Origin of the sequence: Pseudooceanicola spongiae (genome assembly GCF_014899185.1) — a bacterium.
Classification (GTDB): Bacteria; Pseudomonadota; Alphaproteobacteria; order Rhodobacterales; family Rhodobacteraceae; genus Pseudooceanicola; species Pseudooceanicola spongiae.
Map to the genome: position 1 here is coordinate 1,723,586 of NZ_CP045201.1, position 19,567 is coordinate 1,743,152.

Consider the following 19,567-nt stretch of genomic DNA (forward strand, 5'->3'; position numbering starts at 1 on the left):
GCTCAGGGACGTTTTTCGGCCTCCCCGGCGCGGTCTTTCTTGCTGCCGCGCTCACGCGGGGGGCGGTTCAGCCCCTCTTCCAGACGATCGGCGAAGGCGGCACGCTCGGCCGGCGACATCTGGGTGATGCGCTGCAACAGCAGCCGCTGGCCGATTTCCTGCCGACGGATCGCTTCGTTCATCTGGTTGCTGAGGCCGGTTTCAAGCGATGTGCTGTCGTAGGGATCCGCGCGCAGAGCGGTCAGGATGCGCTGAAATTCGGCCTTCAGGGCGTCACGTTCGGGACGGTTGGCGCGGATCTCTCGCATCATCTCACGGCCGATTTCGCGGCGGTCGTCGTGGGTCAGCGCGTAGGAGAAGACATCGCCGAACCGGTCGGGGCGCGGCGGCCCGTCCTTCGGCGGATGTTTCAGCAGAGCCCCGGCCACCATCCCGGCGACGGCAAGGTTGGCCGCCAGCGACACGAACAGCAACAGCCGCACCGCAGTGCGGCTGCGTTTGCGCGTCGGAGCCTCAGGAGTTCCGTTTGATCTGGGATCGCTCATCGCCCTACCCTTCGCTTTGCGCAAATTCGAAGACGTCGCTGCTGTCCACGAAGTAAATGTCAAAAAGATCGTCTGTGCCGGTGGTGCCCATGACCGTCTGCAGGCCGGCCTGCAGCCCCGCCGGAGGCACGATGCCGACCCAGATCCCGGCGACGGTCGCCACGGCCAGCCCCGCCAGAGCCGGTGTGCCACCGATCGAGGTCAGCAGCTGGCGCCAGAAGCCGCTGCGCACAGGCGCCTGCCGGGCGCGCCGGACCTGCGTCTGCGCCGCCTGTTCGGCCAGAACGCTGTCGGCATCGGCGAGGATGCGCGCACTCAGCGCCTCGGGCAGCGCCATCTGTTCACCATGCGCCTCGGTCCGGGCCTGAGCGAAAAGTGCGTCGAGGTCGGCCTCGGCGCGTGTTGAAACTCCGCCACCCTTTCTGTCGTCAGTCATCTTGATACCCCAATTCCTCACGGCGCGCGGCGAGGTGATCGCTGAGCGCGCGCTTGCCACGGGCCGTCAGACTTTCGACCGCCTCGGTGCTGATCTCCATGATCTCGGCGATCTCAGGATTGCCGAGTCCTTCTATGTGGCGCAAGACCACGGCCTGCCTTTGCCGGTCGGGCAACTGGTTCAGCGCCTCTTGCAGGGCATCCATGCGGGTGCGCTGCTGCATCTGTTCGTCCACCGGCGCGACCGGATCGGCCATTTCGGGGACGTCTTCGATGTCGGGCACACCGCCACGCCGCCGCCGCAGCCTGTCGGTGCACAGATTGGCCGTCACCCGGTAAAGCCAGGTGGTGACCTTCGCTTCGCCCTGCCGCCAGTCGGGCGCAATGCGCCAGAGCCGCAACAAGGCCTCCTGCGTGACGTCCTGCGCCTCGTCACGCTCGCCCAGCATCCGCCATGCCTGTGACAGCACACGCGGGCCCAGGCGCGTGGTCAGCACGCGCGCCGCAGCAGGATCGCCATTGGCAAACAGCACCAGAAGGGCGTCGTCCGTGATGGCATCCGGATCGTCTAAAGCCATGTCACTCATGCCTCAGGGGCGTATCCCGTTGGTGTGTCTGTGGCAATGTGCTCGGCCTTTCGTGCACAGCGAAAATGCGCTGTTCTCTGTCGCGGGACGGGCCGCGCGGCCCGTGACGGGGGAGCCCCGCCCCGACCTGCGCTGGGGATGCAGGCACATCGGGACGGGACCGTTCCTGCGAGGCATCCGGAGACGCCCCGCAAGAGGAAGAGCGCGGCCCGATGGGATGGGCCGCGCGAGGGGGTCAGAGCGTGTCAGCCACGATCTTTGTCTGCGGGGGCTTTGTCTGCAGGGGCCATATCTGCGGGGGCCTTATCTGCGGGGCCCTTTTCGAGAAAGCGCGGACGGTGGTCGCCATCGCGGTCGTGATCGCGCATGTGGTCGCGCATATGGCGCCCCTCACGGTCTCCGTCGTGGTCGCGCATGTGGCGGCCTTCACGGTCTCCGTCACGCTCACCGCGACCGCCCCATTTGCCGGACCGCTCCCGCATTTCGTCCATCCGCTTTTCGGCCGCGGCGAATTCCTCTTGCGAGATCGTGCCGTTGCCGTCGGTGTCGAGGCGTTCGAGCATGGTTTTCGGCGGACGCACGGCACCCGGCTTCATCTCGTCCGCGCTGAGCACGCCATCGTCGTTCAGATCCATGCGGGCGATCATCTTCTCGGCCATCCTGGTCTCACGGTCGGCGCGGCGCTGCTCTTCCATGGCCTTCATGTGGGCGACCATTTCTTCGGTGCTGACAGTGCCGTTGCCGTCGGTGTCGATGGCGGCAAAGCGCTGCGTGGCGATCAGGTCGAGTTCGTCCTGGCTGATCTGGCCATCGCCATTGGCGTCGATGGTCGAGAATTCGGGATGTGCGCCGGGGTTGGCCAGACGCATGTCGGATTGCTGCGCGATGGCGCCCACCGAGAGCGAGGTCAGTGCGAGGGCGGCAAGGCCGCTGAGAAGGACTGCACGGTTCATGTGGTAACTCCTGTAGTGTCGCTAACGGGGACTGTTGTTCCCGTCTTCTGCATCCTCATACGGGGGGCCTCGGGCGTTCCGTCGCGGGTTTGACGATTTTCTTTTGCGGGGGTGTTTCGGGCCGGCTTTGCGACATGGAGCCGCAAGGACGATGCGCCACCTTTGAAAAGGCGCGCCACTGCGCCACCTTTACCTGAGGTTGAGAAGGACGCCGAGGATGCAGGACGACAGGGGCAGGATGCTGGCGCAGGACGCGACGCGTGTTCACAGGGGGGATGCGCCCGAGGATCGCCCGATCTGGCCTGCGCTGCGGCGGGGTTGGCGACGGCGGTGCCCGAAATGTGGCACCGGGCCCTTGCTGAAGGGCTACCTCAAGGTGCGCGATCATTGCCCGGTCTGCCGCGAGGCGTATTTCCACCATCGCGCCGATGATGGCCCGGCCTATCTGACCATCCTGATCGTCGGCCACTTGGCCGCGCCGGGCCTGCTGGTGGCCTATACCGCCTGGCAGCCCGACCCGATGGTGCTGTTCACCACCTTCGCCATTGGCACGGTGGCACTCTCCCTCTACCTTCTGCCCAGGCTCAAGGGCGCGCTGGTCGCCTTTCAATGGGCCCGCCATATGCATGGCTTTGAGGAAGGCGGGCGTTAGGCCGCCAGTGCGCGGCCAGATCAGGGCCAGTTGAGGGGGAGAGAGAGATCAGATGAACGATATTGCGATCCGCGATGCGGCGACCGTCATTGCCCTGCGCGACCGCCATACGGAACCGAAGGTTCTGATGGGGCAGCGTGGTGCCAAGGCCGTCTTCATGCCCAACAAGTTCGTCTTTCCCGGTGGGGCCGTCGATCCCGGCGATGCCGATGTCCCCCTCGCCGCGCCGATGCCCGAACCCTGCGCTACCCGTCTGGGCGAGGACTGCGCCAGCGGTCTGGCCACGGCACTGGCCGCCGCCGCGATCCGCGAGATGTGGGAGGAAACCGGGCTGGTGCTGGGCCGCCCCGGGCTGTGGCAGGACCCGCCCGAGGACTGGCAGGCCTTTGCCGCCACGGGCCATGTGCCCGATGCCTCGGCGTTGCAGTTCATCTTTCGCGCCGTGACGCCTCCCGGTCGGCCACGTCGCTTTGATGCGCGGTTTTTCATTGTCGATGCCAATGCGGCGATCGCGGGCGATCCGGATGATTTCACCGCCGCCTCGGACGAGCTGTCGCAGTTGCAGTGGATCCCGCTGGCCGAGGTGCGCCGCTTTGATCTGCCCTTCATCACCGAGGTGGTGCTGGCCGAGGTCGCGCAGCGCGCCGCCGATCCACGCGCCCCCGACAGCGTGCCGTATTTCGCCCAAGGCGAAGAGGCGCAGCTGTTCCGCCGCCTGAAGGGTCTGAGCCCGCTACAGGGGATCTGAGGTCAGGTGATGAAGATCAGGGCCAGAACGCTGGCGCTGATCAGCGCGATGCCGATGCCTTCGCGGCTGCTGAGCTTTTCGCGGAAGAACAGGACCGAGGCGAGCAGGCTGAGGATGACCTCGGTCTGCCCGACGGCATAGACATAAGCCGCGTTCTGCAGGGTGAAGGCCGAAAACCAGCAATAACTGCCCGCAACGGAGGTCAGCCCGACCAGCGAGGTGACGCGCCAGCCGGTGATGACGCGGCTGATCTCGCCCTTCTCGCGCCAGACGAGCCAGACGCTCATCAACAGCAATTGCGAAGTGACGACGACGACGAGGGTGATCAGGGCGCGCACTTCCGCGCCGCCCGGCACCTCAAGCGAGGCCCCGCGGTAGGTCACCCCCGAGAGCGCGAAGAACAGCCCCGATGTCAGCCCCAGGCCCGCCGCGCGGTTGGTGAAGCGCGAGAGGCCGCGCCCGCCCGGCACCGGCGTGTCGGTCAGCGCCAGCACTCCGAAGAGGCCAAGGCAGATCGCCAGCAGCGCGGGAAGCGACACGGTTTCGCCCAGGATCAGAAAGCCGATGAAGGCGGTGAGCAGCACTTCGGTCTTTTTCAGGGTGACGCCGACGGCAAAGTTGCGGGCGCGAAACAGCGCCACAACGCAGACCGTGGCGAGGATCTGCGTGATGCCGCCGACAATCGCCAGCACCCAGAAGCGCGCGGAGAGCGCGGGCCAGTCCAGCCCACTGATCAGCAACACCGCCCAGACCACCGGCGCGGCCCAGAGAAAGCGTGCGAATGTCGCCCCTGCCGGGCTGAGCGAGGCGCCCGCCAGATGCTTTTGCAACATGAAGCGCACCGTTTGCAAAACCACGGCCGCGAGGGTGAAGGCGATCCAGATATTCATGGCATCTGACCTGCGCTATTGCGGTGGCGCACGCCAGAGGGGATGTGGCACCGGATCTTTCGCGCGACAAAAATAGCGCAAAAACACCTCCGCATAGGACCTGTAGACGTAGCCATCATTACGCGCGAGGTAGTGCGCCCGCCGCTTTGCATAAAGCGCAGGCAGATCGTACCACGGCCGCTGCGGGTGCATGTGGTGCACGACGTGAAAGTTGTTGTTGAGAAACAGCAGCGCCAACAGGCCGCGATCTTCGATGATCACGGTGCGGGCACGGGGGCGCATGTGGGCGCGATGCTCCAGAAACGTGCGGATCTTGAGGATGGAATGCGCGAGGTAGGTGCCGCTCAGCAGCGCCCAGAGCGGGATCTGCGCCACGTTGATCTGCCACCAGACCACCAGAGCGAGGGCCGGCAGATGCCAGAGCCAGCCGCGCGCGACGTCGCGATTGCCGGCGCGCAGGGCGATCCATTCCAGCCGTAGAAAGGCGAGCGTGCCGACGACCGGACCGATCAGGATGCGCCCCAACAGCGTGTTGTTGGCCTGCATCACGTCGCGCAGCCAATAGGGCAGACGCGCCCAGACGGCGGGGTCCTGATAGTTGCTCTCGGGATCGTCATAGGGGTCGGTGATCACCTCATCGCGGTGATGGGCGCGGTGGGTGGCGGCAAAGCGCAGATAGGGCACGATCAGCGTCAGCGCCGGAAACACCAGCGCGGCATTCAGCCATTGGCGGCGAAACGGATGGCCGTGGATCACCTCGTGGCTCAGCGAGGAATGAAGGCAGGCGCTCAGCCCGACGCCGAGGATCGCGAGGGGCACTGAGACCGTGGCGAGCCATGTCGTAGACAGCCCCCAGACGCCGTAGCAGAGCACCAGCAGGGTCAGCGTCGGCCATTCCACCGCTTTGCCCCTTTGACCTGGGCCGCCTGACGCCGTTTTCATCCTGTATCCCCAGATTTATGCGCCCTCAGAGGTACTGCACTGCAGCATGGTGGGGTATTCCGTATCTTGTTAACAAATCCGCCCTATGGTGATATAACTCACCATATGAGAGAAATTATCGACAAACGCCTGAGGGCTCTGCAGTTTCGCGACCGCCTGCGGGATGCGATGCAGCGCCGTGGCATCAGCCAAAGCGCGCTGGCGCGTCAGATCGGTGTCGACCGCTCGACCGTGTCGCAATTGCTGAGCGGGGATGGACCAAGGCTGCCGAATGCGCAGGTGGTCGGGGAATGCGCGGCGACGCTGGGGGTCTCGGCCGACTGGCTGCTGTCGCTGTCGGCGCGGCCCGAAACGGCGGCCGACCTGCTGGCGACCTCGGCTGCGCTGACGGCGGCTCCGCGTGCGCTGGTCGATGAACAGATCTTCGCCTGGCACCGCGAGGCTGCGGGTTACAAGATCCGCCATGTGCCCGCCGCCCTGCCCGACATGATGAAGACTCATGCCCTGCTGGAATGGGAATATACTCCGCATCTGGGGCGCACGACGCAACAGGCGATCAATGCCTCGGAGGACCGTCTGCAGTGGATGCGCGGCGCCCATTCGGACTATGAGATCGCCGTGCCCCGGCACGAGATGATCGCCTTTGCCAGTGCCACGGGCTATTACGCCCACCTGCCCGCCGCGCTGAGGCTGGAGCAGATTGACCGTTTCATCGCGCTGAACGACGCGCTTTATCCCCGTCTGCGGCTGTATCTGTTCGATGCCCGCAGACTGTTTGCGGCCCCTGTGACGGTCTTTGGGCCGCTGTTGGCGGTGCTCTATACCGGGCAGAATTACATCGCGTTCCGGGACACGGAGCGCGTGCAGGCCCTGACGCTGAACTTCGATCAGCTGGTACGCGAAGCCGCGATCACGGCGCGGGAATTGCCAGGATTCCTGCGCGATCTGCGCGCCAGAGTGGCTTAATCCTCCAGCCCATCCGGCATAGACTGCGCGCCCTGCGCCATGACGATGCGGGCCAATCGGCTGGCGAGCACCGCGTCCATGGGGCAACTGTGGCGGCTGTCGAGATCGACGTGCAGCAAGGCATGCTCGGCCCGGGCCAGCAGAAGCGGGCCTGAAAACAGCTGCTGCGACAGGCTCAGGCGCTTGCCCTCTCCCACGATCACCCGGACCTCGACGCGTAGGGGGGCGCCGGCGCGGGCCTCGGCACGATGGCGGATGCGGCTGTCGACAGTGAAAAAGCCGCGCCGCTGATTTTGCGCATAGGCCCTGTCGCAACCGATCAGCGCCAGCAATTTCACGATCGAATCGGAAAACACCTGCATATAGGCCGCCAGCGTCATGTGATCGTTGTGGTCGATCCAGTCGAGCGGCACGGCCCGTTCAATGGTGACGATGGGCTGGCTGAGGTCGGCGATATCCTCAAAGGTGGCAGGCAGGCCGCGCCGTTCGGCCAGAGTGACATCATGCCCGCGCAGGACAGCACCGGCCCCCCAGTCTTCCTCTGCCAGCGCGCGCAGGACGCCGACGAGGTTGCGATCGCGCTGCTGCTCAAGCGCGGCGACATCGGCCACCTCTGCGGTCTCATCGGAAATGTGGCGCATCAGGGTCAGATCGGTGTCGGGCAGGGTCGCCGAGGGGGCGAGCGCGCCAGTGGGCCCCCCCCCCGAACTGGCGAGGCGCGCCGCCTCGAACAGGCCCATCTGCGCCCAGCGCGGGCCGAGACCCATGCGGATCGTCTCATCCACCTCGGCGCTTGAGGCATGGCCATCGCGGATCAGCCACAGCGCCTCGCGCCAGACAGCATCGCTGAGACGGCCCGCGATATGGGCGGGCACCTCGCTGCGCAGGCGCAGGGGATACATGCCGATACTGGTCAGGACCTCTTCGGCGCGGGCCATGCGGGCGGCGCCGTTGCGGTCGCTGCCGACCAGTTCGACGAGGGGCAGCAGGTAGACGGGGTTGAAGGGATGGGTGACGACGATCTGATCAGGCTGCGTCGAGGTTGCCTGCAGCTCCGACGGGGTGAAGCCACTGGTGGAGGAGGCGAGAATCGCGCCGTAGTCCATGTTTTCCTGCAACGCCTGAAAGACTTTCTGTTTCAGTTCAAGGCGTTCGGGGATGCTTTCCTGCACCCAGTCGACCCCGCAGACGGCTTCGGACATCAGGCCGGGAAAGCTGAGAACACCTTCGTCCGGCAAGGCGACCTCTCCCAGTCCCGGCAGCGCCAGGCGGGCGCGTTCCAGCACCGTCGCGACATTGGCGCGGGCGGTGGGTTCGGGGTCAAACAGGCGGACATTCCAGCCGTGCAGAAGAAAGCGTGCGGCCCAACCAGCACCGATGACGCCCCCGCCGATGATCGCAACGGTGGAGGGCATCAGGCGCGGCCTCGGGCTTTGGGGCGTGGCGCAGGCGTGTTGACGGGCCACAGGCGCGAAGGCCAGTTGCCGCGCGCGGCACCGGTTGCAGATGCGCACATCATCGCTTTGGCAAATTCACTCAGCATACGCACCCCCCGGAACATGGCCAGCAAGGCGCGGTTTGCGCCCTCAAGCAAGACTCAATCCCGAGATGCGACCGTTTTTGCCCGTGTGTTGTCAGAAGGGCATGGGATGCGCCTTGTGCACGACATCCAGATCGGACAGCACCTCTGCAGACAGGGTCAGATCCAGCCCGTTGATCACATGCTCCATCTGTTCAAAGGTGGTCGCGCCAAAGATCACTGAGGTCGTGAAGGGCCGCTGCGCCGCCCAGGCCAGGCACATATGCACCACATCGAGGTCATGCTTGAAGGCGACGTCGATATAGTCGTCGATGGCAGGGAACACGCGCGCGGTCTTGCGACCTCCCAGGTCCGGCGAAAGCGTGATGCGCGATCCCTTGGGTTTGGCGCGCCCTTGGTACTTGCCCGTCAGCAGCCCCGCCGCGAGGGGGGAGAAGGCGAGCAGACCGACGCTTTCGTTCGCACAAAGCTCGGCCAGGTCGGTGTCGAAGGTCCGGCACAGCAGGGAGTATTCGTTCTGGATCGTGGCCGCGCGCAACCAGCCAGAGCCTTCGGCGATGCGCAGCCATTGCGCCATGCCCCAGGCGGTTTCATTGGACAGACCAAAGGCGCGGATGGTGCCACGCTTGCGCTCTTTCTCAAGCGCAAGGAGACATTCGCTCATGTTGTCGAGCACCTGGCGCGGGTTCTGGGCCGAGGGATCGTACTGCCAGTTCTGGCGAAAATGGTAGGAGCCGCGATTGGGCCAGTGGAACTGATAGAGATCAACGTAATCGGTTTTGAGGCGTCTCAGCGACCCCTCGATCGCGGCAGGGATCGTGGCGGCCGAGATCGGAGCCCCTTCGCGGGTATGCATCATGCCTTCGCCGGAATGCTTGGTGGCCAGCACAATCTCGCTTCGGTGGCCGCGGGTCTTTTCCATCCAGAGGCCGATGATGCGTTCGGTACGGCCAATGGTTTCCTCGCGCACCGGGTTCACGGGATACATCTCTGCCGTGTCGACAAAATTGAGGCCATTCGCGAGTGCGGCATCAATCTGCTTATGCGCTTCGGCACTGCGTGTCTGGTTCCCCCAGGTCATGGACCCGAGGCAATATTGAGAGACCTCGATCCCCGTTCGTCCAAGCTGGTTCATGCGCATGTGATACCCATTCTTCGCCCCCTCTCTGCAGTAATGCGGGAAAGTTACGATTTTCCTTCGCCAGATCACAACCTTTGCCGTCAACAGGTCTGTGGTGGGTGAATCCCTGTGTCTTTGAACGTGATACGGCAAAGGAAATCGTGACATTTGGAACGAACAGGAACCGTTGCCGTATTGAGCATGGCATCCGAGCACCGCTGCCCCCCGCAGACGAGAGGCACCAGTCGCTGGGCGCGGCCTGCGTGGCGACAAAATGCCACGACGGACAATAAACGGCACTGGATGTCGCATTTCGGATGGCCTGCACGCGCCACGACGCCGAAGACAGGATCATGCGACTTATCCTGAGCCTGTCGGCGCTTTTCCTATCCGTCATCCTGCTCCAGCTGTCCTCCGGCGGCGTGGGACCGCTGGATGCGCTGTCAGGCGTGGCCCTCGGCTTCAGCACCGGCGAAATCGGCATGCTCGGCTCGGCGCATTTCGTCGGGTTCTTCATCGGCTGCTGGGGCGCGCCGCGCCTGATGGGACGGGTCGGTCATGCCCGCGCCTTTGCCGCCTTCACATCCCTGGGGGCCATTGGCCTGATGGGGCACATGATGGTGGTGAACCCCTACGCCTGGGCGGGCATGCGCATTGCCTCGGGGCTCTGCGTGGCGGGCTGCTATACGGTGATCGAGGGGTGGCTGATGGCGCGGATCGAAAACGCCGACCGCGGCCGCGTCACCGGAATCTACCGCGTCGCCGACATGGGAGCTTCGCTGGTGGCGCAGCTGCTGATCGGGGTCCTGACACCGGCACACTACATTTCCTACAACCTGCTGGCCATGTTGTGCTGCGCAGCCTTGCTGCCGCTGGCCCTGTCGCGCGCCACAGCCCCCGAGATGCCCGAGGCGCCGCGCCTGCGCCCCGGTCTGGCCTGGGCCTGTTCGCCGCTGGCGGTGGTGGCCGTCATCGTCTCGGCACTGTCGGGCGCGACCTTCCGGATGATCGGACCGATCTACGGCCAGGAAGTGGGGCTGGTGCCGGAACAACTCGCGTGGTTCCTGGCATTGTTCATCCTGGGCGGGGCGCTGACGCAGTATCCCACCGGCTGGCTGGCGGACAAATACGACCGCCGCTGGGTGCTGGTCGGCATCTCCTCCCTGACGCTGGTCAGCTGCCTGTCCTCAGCGCTGTTGTCTGTCGGGACGGTCTCGACCCTGGTCAATGCGTTCATCTTCGGGATGATCACCTTTCCGGTCTATTCCGTCGCCTCGGCCCATGCCCATGATTTTGCCCGCAGCGATCAGCGGGCCGAACTGTCGGCGGCGCTGCTGTTCTTCTATGCCGTTGGGGCGATTGCCGCGCCCTATCTTGCCTCTCAGCTGATCGTGCTGTTCGGCCCTGCCGCGATTTTTGCCATGATCGCCCTTGGCCATGCCGTGCTGCTGACCTTCGGTCTGGCGCGGATGCGGGTGCGCCCTGCCCCGGCGCCGGGCACGCGTACCCACTACATCTACGCGCCCCGCACATCCTTCGTGATCGGGCGTCTGCTGCGAGGCATGCGCGAGCGCCGCTGACACCGGTTCCCCGCAGGGCATGCGGTATGCAACTGCGCACCGACGCACACGGGTGTTACGCCAAACACCTCCTTTCTGAATGCAAGCGATACAGCTAGACGAAGAAGTTCTCTCATACACCTGACATCCAACGGAAAAACCGCAATTGTCACCGGCGTGACCATCGCGCAGGAGTTGGACACCTTACGGGCGACTGTCGTGATCGCGGAGCTGACACTGGAAACCACGTAGAACGACGCCGGCAAGATCACGGCAGCCGGCGGCAAGGCCCTGGCCTGAGCAGCGGATGTGTCGGATCCGGAGGCGGTCTCGGCGCTCGTCGATTTTGCCAAAGCGGAAACCGGCGGGCTGCACATTCTGGTCAATAACGCAGACATCAGCGGTGTGTCGGCACCTTTGGGCGACTACCCCCTCGACGTCTGGAAAAAGGTCATCGATATCAACCTGAACGGCGCCTTCTACGGCATGCGCTAGGCCATTCCGGCGATGAAAGAGGGCGGCGGCGAGGCCATCGTCACTGGCGCCTCGCTGCTCGGTTCGGTCGGAATTGCAGGCTCCTCGGCCGCTGTCACTGCGAAACATGGCGTCAACGACATGCCCAAGAACGCGGCGCTGGAACATGCCGCCGACAATATCCGCGTCACCTCCGTGGGCCCGGGCTTTATCGCCACGCCGCAGAAACGCATGGGCACCCCAGAGGAAGTCTCGGCCCTCGTCACCTTCCTGCTGTCGGATCGCGCCAGCTTTGTCACCGGGTCCGACCACCCGGCCGACGGCGCCTAGACCGCACAATAAGGCGTTTGCAGGCGATCCGGGTTCGGGCGTTGCTGCGTTCGGACCCCTTCCACCTCTGGCGCTTGCGGCTCTGGGGCGTTATTGGAGCCATGACACATTTAAAGGGCATTTCATGGCACGGCACCTCATCACCTCGGCCATCCCCTATATCAACGGGATCAAACACCTCGGCAATCTGGTTGGCTCGCAGCTGCCGGCAGACCTCTATGCCCGCTACCAGCGCGGTCGCGGCAACGAGGTGCTGTTTCTCTGCGCCACGGATGAACATGGCACCCCGGCCGAACTGGCCGCGACCAAGGCAGGCAAGCCCGTCGCCGAATATTGCGCCGAGATGCATGACGTTCAGGCGAAGATCGCGGAAGGCTTTCGCCTCAGCTTCGATCACTTCGGGCGCTCATCCTCGGCGCAGAACCGCGAGCTGACTCAGCACTTTGCAGGCGTTCTGGCCGACCGCGGCCTGATCCGCGAAGTGTCGGAGACGCAGATGTATTCGCCCGAAGATGGCCGATATCTGCCGGATCGCTACATCGAGGGCACTTGCCCGAACTGCGGCTTCGACAGCGCGCGTGGCGATCAGTGCGACAATTGCACCAAGCAGCTGGACCCGGTCGATCTGATCAACCCGCATTCCACAATTTCCGGCGCGACCAACCTTGAGATGCGCGAGACAAAGCACCTCTACCTGCGTCAGTCCGAAATGCGCGATGAGCTGCAGACCTGGATCGACAGCAAGGCCGACTGGCCGGTGCTGACCACCTCGATCGCCAAGAAGTGGCTGAACGATGGCGACGGGCTGCAGGATCGCGGCATCACGCGCGACCTCGACTGGGGCGTTCCGGTCAAGAAGGGCAGTGAGGACTGGCCGGGCATGGAGGGCAAGGTCTTCTACGTCTGGTTCGACGCGCCGATCGAATATATCGCCTGTTCTCAGGAATGGGTCGACGCGGGCAAGGGGGACGACTGGCAGCGCTGGTGGCGGACCGATGCGGGCGCCGAAGACGTGACCTACACGCAGTTCATGGGCAAGGATAACGTTCCCTTCCACACCCTGTCCTTCCCCGCCACGATCCTCGGCTCTGGTGAGCCGTGGAAGCTGGTCGATTACATCAAGTCGTTCAACTACCTGAATTATGAGGGCGGCCAGTTCTCGACCTCGCGCGGGCGCGGCGTCTTCATGGATCAGGCGCTTGAGGTTCTGCCGTCGGATTACTGGCGCTGGTGGCTGCTGAGCCATGCGCCCGAAAGTTCGGACTCCGAATTCACCTGGGAAAACTTCCAGGCCTCGGTGAACAAGGATCTGGCGGATGTGCTGGGCAATTTCGTCAGCCGTGTGACCAAGTTCGCCCGCTCCAAGTTCGGTGAGGTGGTGCCCGAGGGCGGAGACTTCGGTGCGCAGGAAGAGGCGCTGATCGCCGATCTGTCTGAACGCATTACGCGCTATCAGACGATGATGGACGAGATGGAGGTGCGCAAATCCGCGCAGGAACTGCGGGCGATCTGGGCGGCGGGCAATGAGTACCTGCAATCCGCCGCACCCTGGACCGTGTTCAAGGAAGACCCCGAGCGCGCCGCCGCCATCGTGCGTCTGTCGCTGAACCTGATCCGGCTGTACGCGATCCTGTCGGCGCCTTTCATCCCCGATGCCTCGGCCACGCTGAAAGATGCCTTGAAGCTGGACGAGATGTCCTGGCCCGATGACGTTGCCGCCGCACTCGCCACGCTCGCACCCGGTGAAGATTTCGCGGTTCCCGAAAATCTGTTCCGCAAGATCACCGATGAAGAGCGCGAGGACTGGCAGAGCCGGTTCAGTGGCAAACGCGACTGATCTTTGGTATCGGGCCGGGCCCATTGCCCGGTCCAAACTGAGCGTTTCCTCGTGAGATTTCAGGCGGTAGGGTGCAGCCTTGCCGCCTGATTTCGTGGGTCGCCAGCGTCATCGCGGAGCGCGTCCAGGAAACCCTGCGCGGCCACTCAGAATTCCTGCCAGTTCACTGCCTTCTCCGCAGGGGTGCTGACCTGCCCGCCACAAGACACGGCTCTGGCCGGTTTGCTTTTTGACCGCTCTCCCCGGGCGGGCGTGCCATTGGAACGCGGCATCCTCACCTTGAATTTCTCGGCCGCTTCGACAAGGGAGTTGGCTTCGCTTGTCAGGGCATGGCTGGCTGCGGTGGTTTCCTCGAACATAGCGGAGTTCTGCTGCGTCACCTGATCGAGGTCGTTCATCGCATTGTTGATCTCGTTCAATCCCATCGACTGTTCGCGAGCAGAGCTGGCAATGGTGGCCACGCGAGTCGAGATGTCAGCAACCGAGGACACGATATCGCTCAGGGCTTCGCCGGTCTTATCGACCAGATCGACCCCGGATTTGACATGATTGCCACTGGCCGAAATGAGTTGGTTGATCTCGCGCGCCGCATCTGATGAGCGTTGCGCAAGAGCACGCACTTCGGTCGCAACCACGGCAAACCCGCGACCGGCGTCCCCCGCCCGCGCGGCCTCAACACCAGCGTTGAGCGCCAGAAGATTGGTCTGAAAGGCGATGTCATCAATCACACCAGTGATTTTGGAGATCTCAAGCGAGGAGGCCTTGATAGCATCCATGGCCGTGATCGCATTGCGCGCCACCTGCCCGCCCATTTCAGCCTTGGACTGTGCGCCCTCGGCAAGATGGCTGGCCTCGTCCGCGCCGATCGCTGCAGATTTCACCGAAGCGGTCAGTTGGTCCAGCGCGGCGGCTGTTTCTTCCAGGGTGCCGGCCTGCTTTTCTGTGCGCTTGGCGAGATCATCTGCGGCATTGCTGATTTCGCCGGTTTCACCGCGGATCGACTCAGCGTTCTGGATGACAGCGCACATCGCATCATGCAGCGATTCAACAGCTTGGTTGAAATTGGTCCGCAATTGTTCGTACTCGACCCGGAACTCCTGTTGAATCGTACAGGTCAGATCCCCTTGGGCCATCTGCCGCAGACCGATCTTGAGGGCGTCGACGACCAGCTGTTGCTGGTGCGACGTTTCGATACGCTCCTGCTCGGCAGCCTGCACTGACCTGTGCACCTCGGTGATGTCCGATCCGATCAGGACGACGCGCTGTATCGCACCGTCACTGCTCAGGATCGGGCTGAGACTGCCCTCTATAATGACATTGGCACCGTCGGCGCTCGCCAGTTGGAATTTGCCACTGACGGGTTTGCCTTCGCGCAGAGTTGCAATGCCCTGTTCGAGACCCATCGTCGCCTCGTCCGCAGGCCTGAGGGTTGAGGGCGAATTGCGCCGGCGCAGCTCTGCCTCGCTCATTCCCGTCAGATCGCAAATCCTGGGATTGCAGCTGACGACATTGTGGTTGTCGTCAAAGTCGATCCGTACCTGATGCGTATCGATTGCGGAAAGCACAGCCTGGTTCAACTTTTCCTGCGTGATATTCTGCAACTCCATCACAAAGCCGATGATGCGCTGCTCTTCGTCGCGTACGGAGTCTGCTGCGATCTTGATTCTGGCCTCGCCCCATTTCAGCTCTGAGCTCTGGGGCAAGTGGGCATGGGGCGCGCGGATAAGCTCAATGAATCGGCCGACCCCCGGCAGTCGGGCGGCGACCTGACCATCCATTTTGTCGGAGGAAAACTCAGGCCAGCTTGCACGGATGGCCGTGCCGGACGTGTCGAGCAACTGGCGACAGGACGGGTTTGAAAAAACGATTTTCATCTCTGCATCCAACAGCAGCAGCGCGGCACCGGTGCTGTCTATCGCCGCGCTCTTGAAGGCATTTTCGCGCAGGGTCGCACGCGCGGTTTGCAGCCCGCTTCGGAAATCGTCCAGCCGTTTGGCGATACCGCCAATTTCATCTGCGCGACCGGTTCCCTCGATCGACGTGTCGTAGTCGCCACGCCCCACCTGCCCCATCTGGTTGGCCACCCTGCGGAGCGGCTTTGAGATATAGAGGGAAAACAGCGTCGCACTCAGCAAAAGCGCCAGCAGGAAGACGAGGCCTGCGACACCCGCTGCGGAAATGCGCCCCGCTGTCGCCGCGGCAATACGGGCATCGGTCGACCATTGTGTGACCATCGCCCCGACAATGGCCGCATCCTTGCCAAACGAGGACGGATAGGCCCAGAGGCGCAGATCCACGTCCTTTTGGGGCTGGCCTGTCCGAACCGCAAGCGCGGCCAGTTGATGCGCAGCGGACATTTCATAGCCAGGCCGGTCCAGATCATAGAGCGGAGTGCCATCGGCAGACACAGCCGAGGCCCCCAGCAGATCATCAGGGATGCCTTCGGCGAGGCCCGCAACCACTGTCTCGATGGCCTCGGGACGCGCAAATTTGAGAGCGCCGGAGATCTGTGACGCAATTCCGGCGGTTGCTTCTGAGGCACGAATGCCAGTCCAGGATTCGATCGACTGCCGCTCGGTCCGGATGGCGATTACCTCCGTCACAGTGACAACCATCATGATGCAAAGCGCCACGATCATCGTTGCACGGAACAGGGTGCTCTTGAAAACCGGGATGGCTTGAGTGTCAGGCGCAGCTTTGGTCATGTCGGTTTCCTTTGCGTGGCACCACCCCGGCGCAGGGCTGTCTTGCAGCGGCCTGAGGTGTTGCATCGCGCGTTCATCCTGAAAAGGCGCGTGATGGCAGGAGGGTGAGCAGTCGAATTTTCGAGCGCCCGGCCAAGGATCAGATCAAAGGGCGAGCGCACCACCCGCCCTTCTGAGGCAATGTCAGTACAGCATTTCCGCATTCAGCCCGACGGTGATGGCGCCGATCACCTCTTGAGTGTCCGGATCGGTGAGGGCGATCGAGATTTGCCCGAGGAAGGCCTGAACCGACTCGTCAAATTCGACATCCCCAACGTGCACCGCCCCGGTGCCGACGCCGTAGGTCTCGATGAACTTTGCCTCGTCGCCCTGCCAGTAGTCGGAGGTCGCCGAACTGGCCGCCACGTTCAGACCGTTTTCATCCATGATGAAAACCTCTGACACGATGCCCGCTGAATCCTCGACCTGGCTGGTCAGGAAATCTGCTGCGGGAGAGATCAGAACTTCGTCGACGAGAGGATGATGCGAGGTCCCGACCTCGGCCCGCCAGTCCAGATCCAGCTGATCGATGCGGGCCTGACTGGGGTGATTGAGACGCTCATTCTGGGCGCGCACGGCGTCAATCAGAACCGGATCGAAGGCCCAGAGCAGGATCTCGCTTTCCAGATAATCCCGCATGGAGGGCTCATAATCATTGGCCATGGCAGGTACGGCCATCAGAGCCAGTGCAAGTCCTGCGATCAGTGTTTTCATCATAGTTCCCTTCGCGAAGATGCAGTTTCGCCGGGAACCATGCGCCAAAAGAATTTCACCGGACTTAACAGCTCTGCACCAGGGGCCCATCTGAATAGCTAAAATCCAAGCTGCCATGCGCCGATGTGGCTGGCTGAGTTGCGATGTTTCACACAGACCTTACCCAACGGAAGTCATTTTTAGACCGATCGACTACTAGTCGAACGGTCTATTCCTGCCTATCTGGCGAGCATGACACAGCCATCAAAATCCGATCAGACCCGCAAACGGATCCTGTCCGCCGGTCGCCAGTTGGTGATCCGGGGCGGATTTGGCGCGGTGGGCTTGTCCGCCTTGCTGAAGGACAGTGGGGTGCCCAAGGGGTCCTTCTACTACTACTTCGCCTCCAAGGAGGCCTTCGGGCAGGCGCTGCTGCAGGACTACGTTGACGACTACCTGAACCGGATCGATGCGCTGCTGGCGCAGCCGGTCAGTGGCGCTGACAAGCTGATGAGCTTTAGCGCCGCCTGGCTGGACCATGACCGTCAGGCCGGGCTGGTCAGCACCTGTCTGGTGGTCAAGCTTGGCGCCGAGGTCGCGGATCTGTCCGAGGCCATGCGTCAGGTGCTGAACGAAGGGGTCAATGCGCTGATCGTCCGGCTGGCCGAGATGCTGCGGCAGGGGGGCGAGGATGGCTCTCTGCTGCCACAGACGGACCCGGAGGCGGTCGCGCAGGGGCTTTACGCGCAATGGCTGGGCGCTGCGATCCTGACAAAATTATCCCACGACCAAGCGCCCCTTGAGCGTGTCGTGGAAGACACCAAGACGCGCCTGTTACCGGGTGCGCAGAAAGGAAAAGACCAATGAAAGCTGTTGTACACGATACATTTGGCGAACCCAAAGACGTGCTGGAAACCAGTGAGGTCGACACCCCTGCCCCCTCTGCGGGCGAGGTGCTGATCAGGACGATCCTGTCGCCGATCCACAACCATGACCTTTGGACGATCCGCGGCAACTACGGTTACAAGCCGACGCTGCCTGGCGCGATTGGCGGGTCAGAAGCCGCAGGCGTTGTTGAGGCAGTTGGTGAAGGCGTCGACGCTGCCCTCGTCGGCAAGCGCGTGGCTGTTGCCGGTGTGCATGGCTCCTGGGCCGAGTATTTCGTTGCCAAAGCCGACGGGCTGCTGCCCCTGCCCGATCAGATCTCGGACGAAGTTGGCGCTCAGCTGATCGCGATGCCGTTTTCAGCGATCTCTCTGCTGGAGGTCCTCAGGGCCAAGAAAGGCGACTGGATCGTGCAGACCGCCGCGAATGGCGCGGTCGGGCAGATCATGGTGGTGCTGGCGAAGGCACGCGGGATCAAGCTGCTGAACCTTGTGCGCCGGGACGATGCCGCCGAGGCGCTGATCACCGCGGGGGTCGAGAACGTCCTGTCGACCTCAGCGCAAGGCTGGCAGGACAAGGCGCGTGACATCCTTGGAGACAAGGGCGCGGTGTCGGCAATTGACTCGGTCGGGGGCGAGATTTCCGCCGATCTGGTCGACCTGCTGGGCCAGGACGGCGAACTGGTGGTTTTTGGCACCGCAACAGGCGCGCCGATGCCCCTGTCCTCTGGCGCTCTGATCATGAAGCACATCACCGTGAAGGGCTTCTGGGGCGCGCGCGTCAGTGCCGAGATGGCCCCCGAGACGCGCAAGGCGCTGATCAGCGAACTGGTGACGCTGGCCGTCAAGGGCGAGTTGGTCCTGCAAACCGGCGGCAGTTTCGCCCTGGTGGACGCGCGCGATGCGATGCAGGCGGCCCTGACGCCGGGTCGTGCGGGCAAGGTCATGCTGAAGGCCTGATCCCATTATCGACAACGCCTCCGGATCTCTCCGGGGGCGTTGCGCTGCCCTGGTGTCGCGCCTCAGTTGCGCCGCACGCGGGCCGCGAGAGACCACATGCTGCGCAGATCGAACCCCGTTGCCAGATGAGCCAGCAGACCCATGGCCGCGTGGCCCAGCAGGTAGACCCAGACCAGATTGCCGAGGGTCACGTGGATGAGCATGGGAAGACCCGCGGCCTCGGGGCTTTCGGCGCCCGAAAAATAGTAAAACGTACCAGTCGCCGCCATGACCGTCACAAGGCTGAGGCCAAGACCATGAATAGCACCGGCCAGTGGCCCGTCATCCTGATGCTCTGGCATCCGCAGACGACCCAGCATCTTCAGGTGATGCAGACTATCCCCCCAGAGCGCCGAGAGGCGGGCGGCTGAGAGCCAGGGAAACAGCACGCCCAGCGGTGTGCCAACCCGGCGCAGCATCGCCCAGATCCAGAAGGCCAGCACCAGCGCGAAGGACGCGAGGCCCGCAACCTCATGGGCGCCGAACAGGGTATTGCCGGCATGGCCATCCTCGGCAGGGCTCATGCCCAGAGAGGAGCCGAGCTGCACGATGATTGCGACAGCCAGCAGGCCGTGCAGGATCCGTGTCAGATAGGTATGTCGGGTGGTGATCGTCATGGCTTTGGCCCTTTCGTCGCAGGTGCCGCGCTGGCACAGGGTCCTCTCTGCA

18 protein-coding genes and 1 pseudogene are annotated in these 19,567 nt (G+C 63.6%); 8 read left to right on the plus strand and 11 right to left on the minus strand.

The genetic code is table 11. The features are described 5' to 3' along the window. Positions 1–2: 2 nt before the first annotated feature. The 4 genes from F3W81_RS08185 to F3W81_RS08200 form a co-directional block, all read right to left on the minus strand. Positions 3–545 carry a periplasmic heavy metal sensor gene (locus tag F3W81_RS08185; protein WP_193083113.1) on the minus strand — a complete coding sequence of 181 codons (543 nt, stop codon included), beginning with the start codon at positions 543–545 and terminating at the stop codon, positions 3–5. Positions 546–549: 4 nt separating this feature from the next. Beyond that, complete coding sequence (locus F3W81_RS08190; RefSeq protein WP_193083114.1) at positions 550–981, minus strand: dihydroorotate dehydrogenase; 432 nt, start codon at positions 979–981, stop codon at positions 550–552. Continuing rightward, positions 974–1,567: an RNA polymerase sigma factor gene (locus F3W81_RS08195; protein ID WP_193083115.1), complete on the minus strand. Its 594-nt coding sequence runs from the start codon at positions 1,565–1,567 to the stop codon at positions 974–976. Before F3W81_RS08195 ends, F3W81_RS08190 begins: the two co-directional genes overlap by 8 nt. Before the next feature lie 245 nt (positions 1,568–1,812). Then, the gene (locus F3W81_RS08200; RefSeq protein ID WP_193083116.1) at positions 1,813–2,520 is read right to left on the minus strand and encodes an EF-hand domain-containing protein; all 708 of its coding nucleotides are present in this window, start codon (positions 2,518–2,520) and stop codon (positions 1,813–1,815) included. A 238-nt stretch (positions 2,521–2,758) separates the two neighbouring features. Between F3W81_RS08200 and F3W81_RS08205 the strand changes: the two genes are divergently transcribed. After that, positions 2,759–3,172, plus strand: coding sequence for a DUF983 domain-containing protein (locus F3W81_RS08205; protein ID WP_193083724.1), 414 nt, complete (start codon positions 2,759–2,761; stop codon positions 3,170–3,172). A 52-nt stretch (positions 3,173–3,224) separates the two neighbouring features. After that, positions 3,225–3,920: an NUDIX hydrolase gene (locus F3W81_RS08210; RefSeq protein WP_193083117.1), complete on the plus strand. Its 696-nt coding sequence runs from the start codon at positions 3,225–3,227 to the stop codon at positions 3,918–3,920. 2 nt (positions 3,921–3,922) lie between these two features. On the opposite strand, the gene F3W81_RS08215 is transcribed toward F3W81_RS08210, so the two are convergent. Both F3W81_RS08215 and F3W81_RS08220 read right to left on the minus strand, forming a co-directional pair. Then, a complete protein-coding gene (locus F3W81_RS08215) occupies positions 3,923–4,810 on the minus strand; it encodes a DMT family transporter (protein ID WP_193083118.1) in 888 nt (295 codons plus the stop codon). A 15-nt stretch (positions 4,811–4,825) separates the two neighbouring features. Next, entirely contained in the window at positions 4,826–5,752 is a 927-nt protein-coding gene (locus F3W81_RS08220; protein ID WP_193083119.1) for a fatty acid desaturase, read from the minus strand. Between the two features lie 105 nt (positions 5,753–5,857). Here F3W81_RS08220 and F3W81_RS08225 point away from each other — a divergent pair, with 105 nt between their 5' ends. Beyond that, positions 5,858–6,718, plus strand: coding sequence for a helix-turn-helix domain-containing protein (locus tag F3W81_RS08225; protein WP_193083120.1), 861 nt, complete (start codon positions 5,858–5,860; stop codon positions 6,716–6,718). Here the strand turns inward: F3W81_RS08225 and F3W81_RS08230 are convergent. Together F3W81_RS08230 and F3W81_RS08235 are read right to left on the minus strand one after the other, a co-directional pair. Then, positions 6,715–8,133 carry a 3-hydroxyacyl-CoA dehydrogenase NAD-binding domain-containing protein gene (locus F3W81_RS08230; protein ID WP_193083121.1) on the minus strand — a complete coding sequence of 473 codons (1,419 nt, stop codon included), beginning with the start codon at positions 8,131–8,133 and terminating at the stop codon, positions 6,715–6,717. The two genes, F3W81_RS08225 and F3W81_RS08230, sit on opposite strands and share 4 nt — an antisense overlap. A gap of 219 nt (positions 8,134–8,352) precedes the next feature. Beyond that, a complete protein-coding gene (locus tag F3W81_RS08235; protein ID WP_193083122.1) occupies positions 8,353–9,399 on the minus strand; it encodes an aldo/keto reductase in 1,047 nt (348 codons plus the stop codon). Positions 9,400–9,731: 332 nt separating this feature from the next. Here F3W81_RS08235 and F3W81_RS08240 point away from each other — a divergent pair, with 332 nt between their 5' ends. The 3 genes and pseudogenes from F3W81_RS08240 (at position 9,732) to metG (ending at position 13,578) form a co-directional block, all read left to right on the plus strand. After that, the gene (locus tag F3W81_RS08240; protein ID WP_193083123.1) at positions 9,732–10,958 is read left to right on the plus strand and encodes an MFS transporter; all 1,227 of its coding nucleotides are present in this window, start codon (positions 9,732–9,734) and stop codon (positions 10,956–10,958) included. 288 nt (positions 10,959–11,246) lie between these two features. Further along, a pseudogene (locus F3W81_RS08245) lies at positions 11,247–11,741 on the plus strand (SDR family NAD(P)-dependent oxidoreductase). A gap of 124 nt (positions 11,742–11,865) precedes the next feature. Next, the gene (gene metG / locus F3W81_RS08250; protein ID WP_193083124.1) at positions 11,866–13,578 is read left to right on the plus strand and encodes a methionine--tRNA ligase; all 1,713 of its coding nucleotides are present in this window, start codon (positions 11,866–11,868) and stop codon (positions 13,576–13,578) included. Between the two features lie 146 nt (positions 13,579–13,724). Here metG and F3W81_RS08255 read toward each other — a convergent pair whose 3' ends face one another. Together F3W81_RS08255 and F3W81_RS08260 are read right to left on the minus strand one after the other, a co-directional pair. Beyond that, on the minus strand, positions 13,725–16,283 hold the full coding sequence (locus F3W81_RS08255) for a methyl-accepting chemotaxis protein (protein WP_193083125.1): 2,559 nt from the start codon (positions 16,281–16,283) through the stop codon (positions 13,725–13,727). A gap of 183 nt (positions 16,284–16,466) precedes the next feature. Then, positions 16,467–17,036: a hypothetical protein gene (locus F3W81_RS08260; protein WP_193083126.1), complete on the minus strand. Its 570-nt coding sequence runs from the start codon at positions 17,034–17,036 to the stop codon at positions 16,467–16,469. Between the two features lie 231 nt (positions 17,037–17,267). Between F3W81_RS08260 and F3W81_RS08265 the strand changes: the two genes are divergently transcribed. Next, positions 17,268–17,882 carry a TetR/AcrR family transcriptional regulator gene (locus F3W81_RS08265; protein WP_193083127.1) on the plus strand — a complete coding sequence of 205 codons (615 nt, stop codon included), beginning with the start codon at positions 17,268–17,270 and terminating at the stop codon, positions 17,880–17,882. Then, positions 17,879–18,859: a zinc-binding dehydrogenase gene (locus tag F3W81_RS08270; RefSeq protein WP_193083128.1), complete on the plus strand. Its 981-nt coding sequence runs from the start codon at positions 17,879–17,881 to the stop codon at positions 18,857–18,859. The genes F3W81_RS08265 and F3W81_RS08270 overlap by 4 nt, the downstream gene beginning before the upstream one ends. A gap of 62 nt (positions 18,860–18,921) precedes the next feature. Here F3W81_RS08270 and F3W81_RS08275 read toward each other — a convergent pair whose 3' ends face one another. Beyond that, entirely contained in the window at positions 18,922–19,515 is a 594-nt protein-coding gene (locus F3W81_RS08275) for a cytochrome b/b6 domain-containing protein (RefSeq protein WP_193083129.1), read from the minus strand. Positions 19,516–19,567 lie beyond the last annotated feature (52 nt).